The sequence below is a fragment of the Sinomicrobium oceani genome (genome assembly GCF_900119185.1).
GTDB lineage: Bacteria > Bacteroidota > Bacteroidia > Flavobacteriales > Flavobacteriaceae > Sinomicrobium > Sinomicrobium oceani.
On the sequence record NZ_FPJE01000005.1, the window covers coordinates 156,122 to 172,688 of the forward strand.

The window sequence follows — 16,567 nt, forward strand, 5'->3', positions numbered from 1 at the left end:
GTATTAGAGTAAGTCAGTAAAAAACAGGTCGTTCTTCCGAACGACCTGTTTTTTTATATGTTCCCAACATTAATCCTGGAGAAGTCCCCTCGAAATCACAATTTTCTGAATTTCAGAGGTCCCTTCATAAATCTGGGTGATCTTGGCATCACGCATCAACCGCTCTACATGATATTCTTTTACATAACCATTACCTCCATGGATCTGCACTGCCTCTATAGTCGTATCCATAGCCACCTGTGAAGCATATAATTTAGCCATGGCACCGGACATATCATAATTCTTCCCCTGATCCTTATCCCACGCAGCTTTGAGCACGAGGTAACGGGCGGCTTCGATTTGGGTATGCATATCTGCCAGTTTAAACGCTATGGCCTGGTGGTTGCAGATTTCCGTTCCGAAAGACTTTCGTTCTTTCGAATATTTCCTGGCCAGTTCATAAGCCCCGGAAGCAATACCAAGCGCCTGACTGGCAATACCTATACGACCTCCGGCCAGGGTTTTCATCGCAAATTTAAACCCGAAACCATCTTCTCCTATCCTGTTTTCCTTCGGGATTTTCACATCGTTAAAAATAAGGGAATGTGTATCGCTACCGCGAATCCCAAGCTTCTGTTCTTTCGGCCCGATCTCAAATCCGTCCATACCCTTTTCAACGATAAGAGCGTTGATACCGCGATGTTTTTTATCCGTATCCGTCTGTGCGATCACAAGATAAATGTCTGCGGTCCCCCCGTTGGTAATCCAGTTTTTGGTTCCGTTAAGGATATAATGATCGCCTTTATCTATAGCTGTAGTTTTCTGGGACGTGGCATCACTTCCTGCTTCGGGTTCGGATAGACAAAAAGCACCTATGACCTCGCCTGAAGCCAAACGGGATAAATATTTCTGCTTTTGTTCTTCGGTACCGTAGTGCTCCAATCCCCAACACACCAGAGAATTGTTCACACTCATCACTACCGAAGCAGATGCATCGATCTTAGAGATCTCTTCCATAGCCAATGCATAAGATATCGTATCCAGGCCACTACCGCCATATTCCGGAGAAACCATCATCCCCAAAAATCCCAGTTCTCCCATTTTACGAATTTGCTCCGCGGGAAAAATTTGTTTTTCATCCCTTTCGATAACACCGGGCAGCAGCTCATTCCGAGCAAAATCTCTTGCTGCATCGCGGATCATAACCTGTTCTTCGGTAAGTGTAAAATCCATTTTTATATACTGCTTTTTTGTTTCAAACCTTACAAATTAATGAAAAATATGTACAAAAATATCAAATCATCCCTTTCAAAATTAATTTTTCACAAAAAAATACGGGTATTTTTACACAGAACTCATTTGAACTTATCCCGATATATGGCATAAATTTCTTTATTTTAGGCCGGAAAAAATAAAACCGCTTTACATCTTGCTAAAAATAAGATATAAAATAGTATCCCTTTGTTCTTTTTAACGAAACCGGGTAAAAACTAACTACACTAACGAATCAAATATGGAGGAAATTATCAAAAGCGTTGATGGCATTGTATGGAGCAATGCACTTATTGTTCTGTGTCTCGGAGCCGGAATATATTTTTCGGTTGCCACCCGCTTTTTACAGATCCGGTACATCCGGGAAATGGTGAGGCTGCTTTTTTCAAAAGAATCGTCCGGGAAGGGCGTTACTTCATTTCAGGCTTTTGCCATAGCAATATCGGGGAGGGTCGGTACCGGTAATATTGCCGGGGTTGCCACTGCTATTGCTTCCGGAGGTCCCGGGGCGATCTTCTGGATGTGGGTTATTGCGCTTCTCGGCGCCGCCTCTGCCTTCGTAGAGGCCACACTGGGACAGATCTACAAGGAAGTTAAGGACGGACAATATCGCGGAGGACCGGCTTTTTATATCGAAAAAGGACTGAATACCAAAACATTCGGCATCTTGTTTGCCATTGTCACCATTATTTCAACTGCTTTTTTTCTGCCAGGCGTACAAAGCAACAGTATAGCTCAAGGGATGCAGGAAGCCTTTGGAATTTCGACCTGGATAACCGGTATAGGAATATCTGTTATGCTCGCCCTTATTATTTTCGGTGGAATAAAAAGGATCAGTAAAGTTGCTGAGATCGTCGTTCCCTTTATGGCCCTCGGCTATATGATTATGGCTGTCATTATTATCGGGATGAATATGGAAAGAGTACCGGAAATGTTTTCCCTGATTTTCAGGTCGGCTTTCGGTACCGAAGAAATTTTCGGCGGAATTCTCGGGTCTGCCATCGCCTGGGGCGTCAAAAGGGGAATTTATTCCAACGAAGCCGGGCAGGGAACAGCTCCCCATGCAGCCGCAGCCGCCGAAGTAAGCCATCCGGCAAAACAAGGCCTCGTACAGGCGTTTTCCGTGTATATAGATACGCTCTTTGTCTGTACGGCAACAGCCCTGATGATCCTTTTTACCAACTCATACAACGTGCAATATCCCGAACCGGAGCGGGAAGGGCAATTCATTGTTCAGAACCTGGATGCTACAGTAAAGGCAGGACCGGCATATACCCAAACCGCTATAGCCCACCACTTCCCTACTGCGGGTGCTCCGTTTGTCGCTATCTCTCTCATGTTTTTTGCCTTTACCACTATTATGGCCTATTACTATATTGCCGAGACCAACCTGAGTTATCTCGACAAAAAAGGATCGGTCATAGGATTAACGTTATTACGTGGCGTTTTGCTGTTTGCCGTATTTTACGGCACGATAAAAAGTGCCAAACTCGCCTGGGCTATGGGTGATATCGGTGTGGGACTGATGGCCTGGATCAATGTGATATTCATCCTCATATTACAAAAACCCGCCTTAAAGGCTTTCAGAGATTACGAACGGCAGCGGAAACAGAAGAAAGACCCGGTTTTCGATCCGGAAAAACTCGGTATCCGTAATGCGGATTTCTGGAAAACCTACGGAAAAGAAGAACAATAGAAGGATTTTCTGTTTGCAAAAGAATTTTATAGTTTTAATACACAATCAACACTTACACAAAAAATAATATGAAAGAATTACTTAAACAATACGAGAATAAGTCTCCTGAGATCGTATTTCACTGGCAGGACCAGGAAACGGAAGCAGAGGGCTGGACCGTTATCAACTCTCTCAGGGGAGGAGCAGCCGGGGGCGGAACCCGCATGCGAAAAGGGCTCGACGTCAACGAAGTCTTATCACTGGCCAAAACCATGGAAGTGAAATTTACCGTCTCGGGCCCTGCCATAGGCGGAGCCAAATCGGGAATCAACTTCGACCCTAAAGATCCCAGAAAAAAAGGAGTCCTGGAAAGATGGTACAAAGCTGTTTCCCCCTTGCTGAAAAGTTATTATGGTACGGGTGGCGATCTCAATGTAGACGAAATCCATGAAGTGATTCCCATTACGGAAGATTGCGGAGTATGGCACCCGCAGGAAGGTGTATTCAACGGGCACTTCAAACCGTCCGAAGCCGATAAGATAAACAGGATAGGCCAATTGCGCCAGGGCGTTATCAAAGTGATAGAGAGCGACACCTTTTCTCCGGATATACGCCGGAAATACACTGTTGCAGATATGATCACCGGCTATGGCGTGGCCGAAGCGGTAAAGCATTATTACGATATTTACGGTGGCACCGTAGAAGGCAAAAAAGCTATTGTTCAGGGGTTCGGTAATGTTGGCGCCGCGGCGGCCTTTTACCTTTCACAGATGGGAGCCCGTATCGTCGGGATTATGGATATCTCCGGGGGCGTCATCCGTGAAGAAGGCTTCTCTTTTGAAGAGATCAGGTCTATGTTCCTGGACAAAAACGGGAATAGCCTGGTACACCCCGAAGCCATTTCTTTCGAAGAAATGGACGAAAAGATCTGGGGACTTCATGCCGAAATCTTTGCACCATGCGCGGCATCACGACTCATCACCAAAGACCAGATCACACAACTCATCACATCAGGCCTCGAAGTTATTTCCTGTGGTGCCAATGTTCCCTTTGCAGACCAAGAGATTTTCTTCGGCCCTATCATGGAATACACCGACAAACAGGTAAGCCTTATACCGGACTTCATCTCGAATTGCGGTATGGCCAGAGTATTTGCGTATTTTATGGAAAGAAGGGTTGCTATGGATGACCGTGCCATTTTCGAAGATACCTCCGGGATTGTGAGAAAAGCCCTGTTACAAACTTTCAGACAAAGTGCGGCCAAAACCAACATCAGCAGCACGGCATTTGAAATCGCACTGCGCCAGTTGGTGTAACGCACTTTTTCATTCTAACATCACTATCGAAAGAATTGCCCCCGCACCTGTACGGGGGCAATTCTTTTTAATTATCTTTGGTCCACGGAAGTCGTATATAATTAACTTTACTATTGCTGTTTTCCGGATCGTGATCCCGGATATTTCAGGATATATAATTTTATACACACTTTATCGTTTTATTATCAAAAATACTTTATAAACTATGATGCTATTTCAAGACGTTGCTCAGCAAGTAGCTGAAGAAGCGCTTTCCGAGGAGAAGACCCTCTCTATTGCCGACCTCATCGTAGGCGGTGGCCCCGGGAGTATTATAATCGTGCTGATTCTTTTTATACTGCTTTTCATCGCACTTTACATCTATTTCGAACGGATATTTGCCATTAAGGCGGCTTCGAAGATCGATAAGAATTTCATGAACCAGATCAGGGATCATGTGAGTAACGGCAAACTGGAAGCAGGCAAAATTCTGTGTGCCCAGACCGATGCCCCTGTAGCCAGGCTGATCGAAAAAGGCATTTCCCGTATCGGGAAACCCCTGGAAGATATCAATAAAGCCATAGAAAATGCCGGTACGCTCGAAGTTTATAAACTCGAAAAAAATGTTAGTATTCTTGCCACGGTAGCCGGTGCGGCCCCGATGATAGGATTTCTCGGCACGGTTATAGGTATGATTATTGCATTCCACGAAATGGCCACCAGTGGCGGACAGGCCGAGATAGGCGCATTGGCATCGGGTATTTATACAGCTATGACCACAACCGTTGCAGGACTTGTTGTAGGGATTATAGCCTACATAGGATACAACCACCTCGTGGTACGTACGGATAAGGTGGTCCACCAGATGGAAGCCAATGCCGTCGAGTTTCTCGACCTGCTCGACGAACCGGCATAGACAACGCTGCAATACTGTACGGACCCGGAGAATATCATCGGAACGTCCGGCACAATATGAAAGCCATACGTATGTTTTTTTTCACAGAAATCCTCAAAAGGATTTAACCGGCAAACATCATACGGTGTCTCAAGGTGCATAAATTTTTGGCAGATCATTCTGCAGTCAGAAAAATTTAAATAAATGAAATTAAAAGGAAGAAATAAAGTGTCACCGGAATTCAGCATGTCCTCTATGACAGACATCGTATTCCTGCTGCTCATATTCTTCATGCTTACTTCAAGTGTTCCCAATGCGCTCGACCTGCTCCTGCCCAAGGCCAAAGGGAAATCTACCAACGTACAGAACGTATCGGTTAGCATCAACAAGAAGCTGGAGTATTACATGGACAGTCAGAAAGTAAATCCGGAATTTCTGGAGACCGAACTCAAGCGAAAACTGAAAGGCCAGGAAACACCTACCATAATTCTCCGGGCCGAAGAAGGAGTCCCGATAGAAAAGGCTGTTGACGTTATGGATATAGCCAACAGAAATAACTATAAAGTGATCCTGGCGGTAAGACCTAAATAGAACCTATGTCATTTCTCGATACCAGACATAAAAAGAAATCTTTCACCCTTACCACGGTATTGCTTGCCATGCTCGTGGTGCTGCTGTTTTTTATGGGACTCCGGTATATGGACCCTCCCCCCGAAAACGGTATCACGGTAAATTTCGGAATGACCGAATACGGTTCGGGTAACGTACAACCGCTCGAAAAAATAAAATCTGCCCCTCAGGAAAAGGTTCAGGAGCAGCAACCACAGGAAACACCGGCGGACGAAACACCAGCCGAAGTAGAGAAGCCCCAGGAGGAAGTCCTCACCAATGATAAGGCCGAGGACGTTCCTGTTATTCCCCCGAAAAAAGAAGTTAAAAAACCGGTAGTAAAAGAAACCACGCCCAAGCCTGTAGAAGAAAAACCTAAGGAAGAGCCTAAGAAACCCTCAAAATCAACTGCAGATGCTGTTTCCAATATCCTCAACAGCAAAAAATCGGACGGTAAAGAAACGCAGGGCGAAGGCAATGACGACAAGCCCGGAGACAAGGGGAATCCCGATGGAGACCCTTATGCCAGCAGTTACTACGGGACACCCGGCGCCGGGTCCGGCGGCGTCGGATACGGACTGAGCGGACGCTCCTTATTATCGAGGGGAAAAGTACAACAGGACTGCAATGAAGAAGGACGTGTAGTGGTCCGGATAGAAGTAGATAAAAACGGAAACGTTATAGAAGCAACTCCCGGGGTTAAAGGAACCACAAACAATCATCCCTGTCTGCTCGAACCTGCCAAGAAAACCGCATTGATGTTTAAATGGAACCAGGACTCCGATGCTCCCTCAAGACAGATCGGTTTTGTAGTGATAAACTTTAAACTGGGAGAATAAGACTTCAACACTAAAAATCTTCCTTTTATGACATACCAGCAAGTACTGCAATGGATGTTTGGCAGACTTCCTATGTATCAGCAACAGGGAAAAACCGCATTAAAACATAAACTGGACAATATCCGTGAATTCTGTGATCACCTCGGAAATCCGGAAAAACAACTCAAAACCATACACGTTGCCGGAACCAATGGAAAAGGATCGGTAAGCCATATGCTGGCTTCCATATTACAGGAAGCAGGATATAAAACCGGACTTTACACCTCTCCGCACCTCAAGGATTTCAGGGAGAGGATCAAGATTGACGGCATTGACGTTCCCGAAAATTTTGTCGTGGAGTTTATCACCCGGAACAAAGCGTTTCTCGAAGCCCACGAACTTTCTTTTTTTGAAATGACCGTTGGAATGGCTCTCGATTTTTTTGCCAGAGCACACACCGATATAGCCATCATTGAAGTAGGACTGGGTGGACGGCTCGATTCGACCAACATCATTACCCCCGAAGTATCGGTTATTACCAATATCGGATATGACCATACGGATATACTCGGTGATACCCTCGAAAAAATAGCCTTAGAAAAAGCAGGGATTATCAAACCCGGTATTCCGGTAGTGATCAGTGAACACCATCCGGAGACCTTTCCCGTCTTTCAGCGGATCGCAGCAGAAAACGGTTCGACGCTGCATCTTGCCGAAGCATTGCCTTCCGAAACTATAATGAGCGATCTCAAAGGCATATACCAGACCCGGAACATCAAGGCTGTCCTCGCCGCTATAGAACAACTCGATCATTACAATATCTCCCGAGCACATATCGTCTCCGGGCTATCTCATGTCGTACGCAACACCGGACTCAAAGGCCGGTGGCAGCAATTGCGGACCGAACCTAAAGTAATCTGTGACACAGCACACAATGCGGAAGGGCTGAAACTCGTTTTGAACCAGGTAGAAAACGAGGTTTTTGAAAAATTGCATATAGTCATCGGGGTGGTACGCGACAAAGATCTCAAACTCATCCTCCCGCTTTTCCCCGAAAATGCCGAATATTATTTTGCCGCCCCCGAAATTTCCCGCGCGCTTCCCGCCGAGGAATTACAGGCACAGGCTCATGGATACGGACTGAAAGGAGCCTCATACCCCTCTGTAAAACAAGCCTATAAAGCAGCCTTATCCAGGGCCGGAAAAAAGGATTTTATCTATGTAGGCGGAAGCACATTTGTAGTGGCTGAAATATTATAGAAAAATAGCATAAATATTTTGCACGTGTAAAAAACAATTGTATTTTTGCATCCGCGATTTACAACAAGGGCAGCCGTTTCAAGGCGCTGCGTGCTTGAAAGTTCATACGTATTTTGACAGATCGTAATATGTGAGGGCTCTTAGCTCAGCTGGTTCAGAGCACCTGCCTTACAAGCAGGGGGTCACTGGTTCGAATCCAGTAGGGCCCACATTTTTTTTTCAGATCTATTATTTCCGGGCTCTTAGCTCAGCTGGTTCAGAGCACCTGCCTTACAAGCAGGGGGTCACTGGTTCGAATCCAGTAGGGCCCACAAAAAAACCGTTCTAAAATTATTTGGAACGGTTTTTTTATTGGTTTCTATATCAATTCTCCTATGCAGTAGCCAGGGTAGTTTTAAATAGCAATACATCAACCCCGCATAGTGCAAGTTGTCCCATGCAGAGTAAAAAACATTATACGTTGCAGTCTACAGGTCTTTAGCCGATTCTCTTTCCGTATCTCCCCCTCTAAAAGCCGCTATACCATAACTTCTGAAATTGGCACAACTACAATGCAGCGACCTCTTCTTCAGGAAAAATAAGTTCATCCACCGAAAAATCCAGGGTTTCCGCCTCCGAAACACTTCTCATAATTTCATCTATACCTTTACTGAGCCTTAATTCGGTAGAGTATTTCCGGCTGGTTGCCAGGACCAATCCACCTTTGGAGAGCCTGAAAAAAAATTTTCCGGAAACCGTACACTTTCTGGTGATCGTAAATACGTCGATATGTTCGCGGATTGCATGGATAATCATCTCACAATCCGATTTCTGTTTACAACTGATACTGGTAAAAACAGGTTTCCCCTTCCTGGATGTAAAAACAAACTGATAGTTACCGTTATACCGTTTACTGATGACGAACATCCCCATAATTGCACTTTGATCTTTATAGCGTTATTATACCTATTTCAGGGGCGCAAATCTAAAAAAAATAAGACACCCCCGAAACTGGTATATAAAAGGGTAATCGCTTATATTACGGGAGCTGCAGGAGCTGTCTTCCCTACCCGCATATCACAACCAGCCTTTTTCTACCGTAAGTGCTATGAGATCAAAGACCGAATTCACTCCGGCTTTTCGGAAAATATTCTTCCGGTGTGTAGCTACGGTCTGGGGACTTATATGTAATAGTTCAGCTATTTCGGAGGTCCTGCGGTTTTCCGAAAGATAATATACGATCTCCTTTTCTCTTCTGGTAAAAATTTCTGCGGCGGGTATAAATTTCCGGATAGGCTGTACATCCACATACGAGGGCTCTCCTTCAAGCCCGATGAACGACAGTACCATACGGTTATCTTTCTTTAAATGCGAAATATCGGTATGCACCACGAAAGTCCTGAGAACGGCTCCCTCCTCATCGCTCTGAATGGTTACTATCTGTTGAAGAACACGCTTAAAACTACCATCCCGGGTCCGAAGACGATAGTCATACCGCGATTTGTATTTCATTACTTTTTCCGGGGGTAGCTGTGTAAAAAACGCTGTCACCGTAGCTTCGAAATCCATGAAATAAGGCAAATCGTCCGGGTGAATGATTTCCGTGAGCAGTTCCAGTGAAAACATTTCAGGTTCATAACCCAACACCCGGGCAATGCCCGGACTGGTATATTCGATAATCATTTCAGGAGGATTAAATACCATATAATAATATTCCCCTACCTGGAATACGTTGAGCAACTTCCTGTAAAGTTCCACTTCGAGTTTAAAATCACCAGGTGTCTTATTTTTAGCTATTTCACTCCATATTTTCTGAGCTTCATCGAAAATAAGCCTTTCCATGAATGTATGAGTTGGTTGGTTGAGCATGTTAAAATAATCGCAAAATGCATAAAAAACAATTTTTCCGTAAAAAAATACCCTAAAAAGGGTATTGATTACCTCGTATGATTTTAAAATCTTTGTCATAAAGTTTGTAATTTCTGATAGCAAAAGATGTAAAACTGCATACCCGGTTTTCGATCTCATATTTTCCCCACTCCCCTTTTCCTTATTCATCAGACATTTTATCGCGTAAGATCTACACCCGCGTGCTCCGAAACAGCACGGAAACACCCGTATTTAAGGTTATTGGCAGTACCGGGTACGATCTTCACCAACGCATAACCGATAAATCAGGTACAACTCTTAAAACCAACATCATGAAAAAATTACTACTCCTTCTTTTGCCCGCTTTATTATCTTCAGTCTGCTCGGCACAGCACACCCAAAAATCACCAAAAGACACCTCTCCGTTAAACACGGAAGAGAATAAGGTCAACCGGAGTGTGGATCACTCAAAAACCAATACGTATGAGGTGACATACAATTTCAGGACCGGGGTTTATGAAAACAACAACATCCCGCTTAAAGTTCATGTTCCGACAGTTTTCAGGATTATAAACATTAATCGCTGGGCCTATGATATCGATATAAAGCTCAGAGATTCCGTACTCGCACTTTCCTATTCCATGGAAGAACTCAGCAAGGAACTTTCCAGGGACGATAACATCCTACCCGAAGACGGCGAGAAAAAAAATACTTCACCCGGCGAGGAAAGCTCTCCGCTACTCAGTGAAAAAGATTTATCGGATGATACGGATAAAAACAACACCACACAAAAGGGAGATTATGTAAAACTCCTTAATCAGGCACTGAGGGCTCAGGCAGAACGCAATTACATCGAGGAACTCCGTTCACAACTCAAACGATTACAGGAAAGCCTGCTGTCACAAAACGCTGCACTCCTTACCGACCCGAAACAATCCGTTCAGGAACTGGATCGGGAGATCGCATCCCCGAAGAGCGCTGAGGAAAACGACAGTCTTGTCTTACTGCGTAATAGGCTACAAGATATCTTACTGAAAGATTCCCTTATAAAAACCCGGGAAGAAGAGTTAAAATCATTGGAAACTACAGAAAAAGGCGTAAAGATTTTTATGACTAATGCTGACCTTGTAATAAAGAATTTCGAAAAGTTAAGAGGCCATTACCGGAACTTAATCCGGATCAAGGAGTACAGCTATAGCCTGTACACTATTGCCAACGACCCGCAACTGACTTACGACAGGTTCACCCAAAAACACAAGGAATACTGTACCGAAATAACCAGCTCCTTACCATGGCTCAGCAACGAAATCGACCTCTTTAAAGAGGTGTATTACGATCTGGTCCATAATTATGACGAAATGAAATACAACTACGAACTTCGAAATATGCTTAAAGAGGGGGGCTGGGACAAGATGCACGACAGGGTCAATCAATTGAAAAAAAGAGCCGACAACATGAATTCGAAGGTGGAAGGTGACAAACTCAAAAAAGAGATCGCCGGGATACAGTACACCGCCGGAAGTCTTTCCCATGAAGATACTTACCAATGGATTTCTACCCCTTTTCAGGCGACCAAGGATGTGGTGATATTTGATGTCGAGATCAAAAAAAAGAACAATGACCACCAGGACACCCGGAAACCCAGAAAATTCCGTCACGAGGAATTTACCAAAGGCGGGATCCGGACAGACCTGGGCATAGGGCTCGCCATGAGTTAGGACGCAATGACGATGATCAGATCATCATCACACAGCAAAGCGATTATCAGGCTGTACCCTCGCTCATAGGCATGTTTACAGTCAGCCACCGAAGCCCCGAATACGTTACCTGGGGAGGCAGCGCAGGACTGGGAATAGATGTGGTTAACGGAAAAATACAACTAAGCAATTTCTTTGCAGGCCCGAGTATAATCTTTGGCAAATACGAAAGAATAACCCTGTCTGTCGGAATATCAGTGAGAAATGTGGGGCGTCTGAAGTCGGGGTATGAGAAAGAAACATACATTATCTCCGATCCGCTCAGTGATATTAAAGACTATATGACCGACAGGTATAAGATCGGATCTTTTATGTCCATCACATACAACCTCACCAAAGGTATAAAAAGCAACGTTAAAAAAATATATTCTCTGTTTTAGAGGTTTCTTCCTTACTGAGCTTACAGGATAACACGTCTAATTTCCAGTTGATGATCGAGCACGACCATTTCGGCATGATACCCCGGAGCAATATATCCCAGGGTATCGTCCCCGATAAGTCTTGCAGGATAGGCCGAAGCCATCCGGAAGGCCTCTTCCGGAAGTATTCCCACATGCCGCACGCCATTGCGGATGCATTGTACCATACTGAGTGCAGATCCGGACAGCGTTCCGTCCGGCAACACATACCGGTCTCCCTGCAGACGATGCGGATACTCTCCCCCGGAGGCAGCGGTAACCGCATCGGTTATAAAAAACAGCCGGTTTCCCATTACTTTTTTCGCAATACGGGCTGTAGCATAATCCACATGGACTCCATCACAGATAATGCTTGCCATAACCGAAGGATGGTCCATGACAGCCCCAGGCAGCCCCGGATCCCGATGATGAAAAGGGGACATGGCGTTAAACAGGTGAGTGGCGGCGGGTATTCCCACAGAAAAACCTCTCATAGCCCGGGCATATGTGGCGTTGCTGTGCCCGGCAGAAATCACAACACCGAGCTCCTGCAGGAGCCCGATGATATCATCACGACACTGCTCCGGTGCCAGGGTCATCATCCTGAAAAGCCCTTTGCCTTTTTCGGCAAAAAGCCGTATTTCATCAGGGTCGGGTACCCTTATACAATCTTCTATGTGCGCTCCTTTTTTTTCAGGGTTAATATAAGGCCCTTCCAGGTGTACACCGAGCAATCCCCTTCCACCGTTCTTCACATATGCTGCAGCCACTTCCAGCCCATGTACAAATTTCTCCCGGGTATTGGTGGCAAGTGTGATCATAAAGCGGGTACATCCGCCCCGCAAGGCATAATGGTATGTAGCTTCCAGCGATGCCACACTCAGCTCGTCGGAAAACAGCTTGCCATCACCGCCGTAAATCTGGAGATCTATAAAAGACGGAACAAGATAGTGCCCGTCCAGGTCATCTTTTGTATAATCCGCAGGTATTTCCCCGTCCGGAACGAGGTCAATAATAAAGCCGTCCCTGACCAGGACGGCTTTATCTTTTTCTATTGAAGTTCCGGTAAAAATCAGGGCATTGGTATAAGCTACTCTCACGATGCTGCAAAATTTGTTTTGCATAAAGGTACAAAAACAAATGGCCCGGCAATCTCTCCGAAATACATCAACGGGTGACCAATTGTACGGTGTTTTGAAGCCGTTGCTTTAAGAGAATGTCCTTACCGTTTTCCAGTTCTTCCAGAGAATCCTGGGTAGCGTGTCTTACCGTATACAGAGAAACCCCTTCTTCACAATCTACCTTAAACTTGGCCTTCAGGATATTGAGCAGGTCCTTCAGATTGTTGAACTTGTTGTCCGCACATACCGAGAAACTGATCGCGGAGTTCTGAATGACATCCACTTTCATACGGTGATCGTGCAGAAGCTTAAAGATCTCGCTGATATTCTCTTCTACGATAAAAGAAAAATCCAGTGAAGAAAGCGATATCAGTACCTGGTCTTTTTTCACGATAAAGCAGGGTACTTTAGGCTCCAGATCCTGCCCCTTACTTACACTTGTTCCTGCTCCCGTGGGATTGATAAACGACTTAACATAAAGCGGAATTTCTTTGCGCTGCAACGGTTGCAGGGTTTTCGGGTGTATTACGGACGCCCCGTAGAAAGCCAGCTCTATAGCTTCGGTATAGGATATCTGGTTGAGCAGGCGTGCATTCTCAAAATACCTTGGATCTGCATTTAAAACCCCCGGAACATCTTTCCAGATCGTTACGCTCTCCGCATTGAGACAATAGGCAAAGATAGCTGCCGTGTAATCGGAGCCCTCCCGCCCCAGGGTGGTTGTAAAATTATTGGGATCGCTGCCCAGAAAGCCCTGCGTTATATTCAGTAATCCTTTGTTCACACCTTCGTTGATATTCTGCTGTGTACTCTCCCAGTCCACATTCGCATCGCGATACGTAGCATCAGTCTTTATGAAATTCCGGACATCGAGCCAGGTGTTTTTAATTCCCGTTTCCAGAAGATACTGGCTGATGATCGTCGTAGATATCAGCTCGCCAAACCCAATAACCTGATCATAGACAAAATTGTAGTTAGGCGACTTGTTTCTTCCGAGAAACGAACTTAACTCAGCGAACAGGCCGTCTACTTTCCAGAAGACCGGGTGGCTTTCTTTTTCAAAAAGCTCCAGCAGTATCTCATTATGATATTTTTTGACTTCCTGAATGGAACTCTGTAATTCGTCTTTATTCTGGAAATAATTTTTGATAACCTCCTCTAAAGCATTTGTTGTTTTTCCCATGGCCGAAACAACCAGAAGCGTATTGTCATACCCCACTGTTTCCAGTACTTTCACCACATTCTTTACGCCTTTTGCATCTTTGACCGATGCCCCTCCGAATTTAAATATTTTCATAGATTTCTCGTCTCTTTATTCTTCGTGAACCCTCTCTGTAATTGCCTGTTTGCAGGGGATCACTTTTTAAATACACCTTATTGGCCCGTATCATTACAATGCGGACAGATAGTTTTCTATCCCCTGTTCATCGAGCTGAACGACATTCCATTCTCTCATGACTTGTGCTCCGTGCTGCTCATAAAATTTTATCGCGGGTTCATTCCAGTCCAGCACTTCCCAGTTCACCCTTCGTACACCAAGTTTCTTACCGTACCGGACCACTTCCGAAAGGAGTGCCTTTCCCAGACCTTTCCCCCGGTATTTTTCTGAAACCACAAGGTCTTCCAGGTGAAGAGCGATACCTTTCCACGTGGAATAGCGCGGATACACCAGGGCAATCCCTGCAATCTCTCCATCGACCTCCGCTATAAAGCAATGAAAGGCCGGATTGTCCCCGAAACCGTCACGCTCAAGGTCTTCTACCGTAATCTCTACGGCATCGGGTTCTTTTTCATACAGGGCCAGCTCCCGTATCAATGCCAGCACACCTGGCATATCACGGATAACAGCATCCCTGATTGTGTGTGATACCATATTATTGTGTTCGTTTTGTAAGTGTTCCAAATATAACACAAAGTTATATAAGGTTTTTCTAACCTGAAATAAAAACCCAACGAAAACGTTTTCGTTTCACAATTTTACCGATATTTGTGACCTAATCGACGTTTGTAATTTCCACATACCCCAAAGTCCGGAAAAACCAAAATATAAAACGGAAACATGGAGCGTACAAAGTGTACCGAATATTCCCCTAAGAATAAGATAAAACCACGACGACGCCCCGGACTCCTTTATATTCTTACCGACGTCTTCTCCCGTTTAACCAGTTATTGATAACCGTAAAACCAAAACTGATTTCGAAACATATACTTATGAAAAAAAACAAGACTTTAGGAGAGTTTATCATTGAGAAGCAAGCTGAGTTCAAATATTCCTCAGGTGAATTGTCGAAACTCATCAACGCGATCAGGCTCGCGGCCAAGGTGGTAAATCACGAAGTCAATAAAGCCGGATTGGTAGACATTATAGGCGCATCGGGAGACACTAATATTCAGGGCGAAGACCAGCAGAAGCTGGACGTCATGGCGAATGAAAAATTCATTCAGACCCTGAGCAACCGAGAAATTGTATGTGGTATAGCTTCCGAAGAGGAAGACGATTTTATTACTATAAACAGCCACGACCAGAACCATCAGAACAAATATGTTGTGCTTATCGACCCTCTTGATGGCTCCAGCAACATTGATGTCAATGTCTCTGTCGGCACTATCTTTTCCATTTACCGGCGTATCACTCCCATAGGCACGCCGGTTACCATGGCAGACTTCCTGCAACCCGGCAGAAATCAGGTTGCCGCAGGCTATGTGGTCTACGGCACCTCTACCATGCTGGTGTATACGACCGGGCACGGAGTCAACGGTTTTACGCTCAATCCTGCCATAGGCACTTTTTACCTGTCTCATCCCAACATGCAATTCCCCGAAAACGGTAATATCTATTCGGTAAACGAAGGCAACTATATCCATTTCCCACAGGGAGTCAAAGACTACATCAAATATTGCCAGGCCGAGGAAGACAACCGCCCTTACACCTCGAGATATATCGGCTCGCTGGTTTCCGACTTTCACCGGAACATGATCAAAGGAGGTATTTACCTCTATCCAAAAAGCAGCAAATCTCAGAACGGGAAATTGCGGTTACTCTACGAATGTAACCCCATGGCTTTCATTGCGGAACAGGCCAACGGAAAAGCCAGTGACGGCTTCGGAAGAATCCTCGATATCCAACCGGACGAGCTTCATCAGCGCACTCCTTTTTTCTGCGGAAGTACAAAAATGGTTGACAAACTGGAAGAATTCATGGTTAAGTCCCATATTTAAAGGGAATTGACTCTTTGTTATCTGATTTTTGCTAACTTTGCCCCAAATTCATACCGTACAACCATGTCTAAGGAAAAAAATCACCCTGAAGCCAATGGCGCTTCCGTAGATCCTATGTCGAAGATAGACGCGATCAGGAATCTCATATTCGGTGAGAACATACAGGAATATAATTCCGAATTCGAATCCGTTAAAAAAGACATCCTTCAGAAGAAAAAAGAACTGGAGACTTTGATCGAAGATACCCGCACAGAGCTTATGCAGACTATTGACAGTCTCGGCACGGATGTCAACATCAGGATCACCGAACTTGAGAATTCCCTACAGGAAAAAGCAGATACGCTTGACCAGAACAAAGTGGACAAAGCCACGCTGGGAAAACTCCTCATTCAAATTGGAGAAAAAATAAAGGATAATTAAT

16 protein-coding genes and 2 tRNA genes are annotated in these 16,567 nt (G+C 44.9%); 12 read left to right on the top strand and 6 right to left on the bottom strand.

Annotated features, from left to right (window positions below; translation table 11 throughout):
• Nucleotides 1–69: 69 nt before the first annotated feature.
• A complete protein-coding gene (locus tag BT112_RS06145; RefSeq protein ID WP_072316480.1) occupies nt 70–1,212 on the bottom strand; it encodes an acyl-CoA dehydrogenase in 1,143 nt (380 codons plus the stop codon).
• Nucleotides 1,213–1,492: 280 nt separating this feature from the next.
• Here BT112_RS06145 and BT112_RS06150 point away from each other — a divergent pair, with 280 nt between their 5' ends.
• The 8 genes from BT112_RS06150 (at nt 1,493) to BT112_RS06185 (ending at nt 8,114) form a co-directional block, all read left to right on the top strand.
• Nucleotides 1,493–2,947 carry an alanine/glycine:cation symporter family protein gene (locus BT112_RS06150; protein ID WP_072316481.1) on the top strand — a complete coding sequence of 485 codons (1,455 nt, stop codon included), beginning with the start codon at nt 1,493–1,495 and terminating at the stop codon, nt 2,945–2,947.
• 68 nt (nt 2,948–3,015) lie between these two features.
• Nucleotides 3,016–4,242: a Glu/Leu/Phe/Val dehydrogenase dimerization domain-containing protein gene (locus BT112_RS06155; protein ID WP_072316482.1), complete on the top strand. Its 1,227-nt coding sequence runs from the start codon at nt 3,016–3,018 to the stop codon at nt 4,240–4,242.
• 205 nt (nt 4,243–4,447) lie between these two features.
• Nucleotides 4,448–5,137, top strand: coding sequence for a MotA/TolQ/ExbB proton channel family protein (locus BT112_RS06160; RefSeq protein ID WP_072316483.1), 690 nt, complete (start codon nt 4,448–4,450; stop codon nt 5,135–5,137).
• A 183-nt stretch (nt 5,138–5,320) separates the two neighbouring features.
• Nucleotides 5,321–5,707 carry an ExbD/TolR family protein gene (locus tag BT112_RS06165; protein WP_072316484.1) on the top strand — a complete coding sequence of 129 codons (387 nt, stop codon included), beginning with the start codon at nt 5,321–5,323 and terminating at the stop codon, nt 5,705–5,707.
• A 5-nt stretch (nt 5,708–5,712) separates the two neighbouring features.
• On the top strand, nt 5,713–6,564 hold the full coding sequence (locus tag BT112_RS06170; RefSeq protein WP_072316485.1) for an energy transducer TonB: 852 nt from the start codon (nt 5,713–5,715) through the stop codon (nt 6,562–6,564).
• Nucleotides 6,565–6,591: 27 nt separating this feature from the next.
• Nucleotides 6,592–7,803: a bifunctional folylpolyglutamate synthase/dihydrofolate synthase gene (locus tag BT112_RS06175; protein WP_072316486.1), complete on the top strand. Its 1,212-nt coding sequence runs from the start codon at nt 6,592–6,594 to the stop codon at nt 7,801–7,803.
• A gap of 134 nt (nt 7,804–7,937) precedes the next feature.
• A tRNA-Val gene (locus tag BT112_RS06180) sits at nt 7,938–8,012 on the top strand.
• A 27-nt stretch (nt 8,013–8,039) separates the two neighbouring features.
• A tRNA-Val gene (locus BT112_RS06185) sits at nt 8,040–8,114 on the top strand.
• A gap of 235 nt (nt 8,115–8,349) precedes the next feature.
• On the opposite strand, the gene BT112_RS06190 is transcribed toward BT112_RS06185, so the two are convergent.
• Together BT112_RS06190 and BT112_RS21480 are read right to left on the bottom strand one after the other, a co-directional pair.
• A complete protein-coding gene (locus tag BT112_RS06190; RefSeq protein ID WP_317039579.1) occupies nt 8,350–8,598 on the bottom strand; it encodes a DUF1508 domain-containing protein in 249 nt (82 codons plus the stop codon).
• Between the two features lie 261 nt (nt 8,599–8,859).
• Nucleotides 8,860–9,624 (bottom strand): LuxR C-terminal-related transcriptional regulator, encoded by a 765-nt coding sequence (locus BT112_RS21480; protein WP_175545755.1) that lies wholly within the window; start codon nt 9,622–9,624, stop codon nt 8,860–8,862.
• 359 nt (nt 9,625–9,983) lie between these two features.
• On the opposite strand from BT112_RS21480, the gene BT112_RS06200 reads away from it, so the two are divergent.
• Both BT112_RS06200 and BT112_RS06205 read left to right on the top strand, forming a co-directional pair.
• Complete coding sequence (locus tag BT112_RS06200) at nt 9,984–11,369, top strand: hypothetical protein (protein ID WP_072316488.1); 1,386 nt, start codon at nt 9,984–9,986, stop codon at nt 11,367–11,369.
• 71 nt (nt 11,370–11,440) lie between these two features.
• Nucleotides 11,441–11,788, top strand: a complete 348-nt coding sequence (locus tag BT112_RS06205) for a hypothetical protein (RefSeq protein ID WP_072316489.1) — start codon at nt 11,441–11,443, stop codon at nt 11,786–11,788.
• 20 nt (nt 11,789–11,808) lie between these two features.
• On the opposite strand, the gene nagA is transcribed toward BT112_RS06205, so the two are convergent.
• The 3 genes from nagA to BT112_RS06220 all read right to left on the bottom strand — a co-directional run bounded on the left by nagA (nt 11,809) and on the right by BT112_RS06220 (nt 14,800).
• Nucleotides 11,809–12,906 carry an N-acetylglucosamine-6-phosphate deacetylase gene (gene nagA / locus BT112_RS06210; RefSeq protein ID WP_175545756.1) on the bottom strand — a complete coding sequence of 366 codons (1,098 nt, stop codon included), beginning with the start codon at nt 12,904–12,906 and terminating at the stop codon, nt 11,809–11,811.
• Nucleotides 12,907–12,973: 67 nt separating this feature from the next.
• Nucleotides 12,974–14,224, bottom strand: coding sequence for an aspartate kinase (locus BT112_RS06215; protein ID WP_072316491.1), 1,251 nt, complete (start codon nt 14,222–14,224; stop codon nt 12,974–12,976).
• Between the two features lie 93 nt (nt 14,225–14,317).
• Nucleotides 14,318–14,800 (bottom strand): GNAT family N-acetyltransferase, encoded by a 483-nt coding sequence (locus BT112_RS06220; protein ID WP_072316551.1) that lies wholly within the window; start codon nt 14,798–14,800, stop codon nt 14,318–14,320.
• A gap of 338 nt (nt 14,801–15,138) precedes the next feature.
• Between BT112_RS06220 and fbp the strand changes: the two genes are divergently transcribed.
• Together fbp and BT112_RS06230 are read left to right on the top strand one after the other, a co-directional pair.
• On the top strand, nt 15,139–16,146 hold the full coding sequence (gene fbp, locus BT112_RS06225; protein ID WP_072316492.1) for a class 1 fructose-bisphosphatase: 1,008 nt from the start codon (nt 15,139–15,141) through the stop codon (nt 16,144–16,146).
• A 63-nt stretch (nt 16,147–16,209) separates the two neighbouring features.
• Nucleotides 16,210–16,566: a fructose 1,6-bisphosphatase gene (locus BT112_RS06230; RefSeq protein WP_072316493.1), complete on the top strand. Its 357-nt coding sequence runs from the start codon at nt 16,210–16,212 to the stop codon at nt 16,564–16,566.
• Nucleotide 16,567 lies beyond the last annotated feature (1 nt).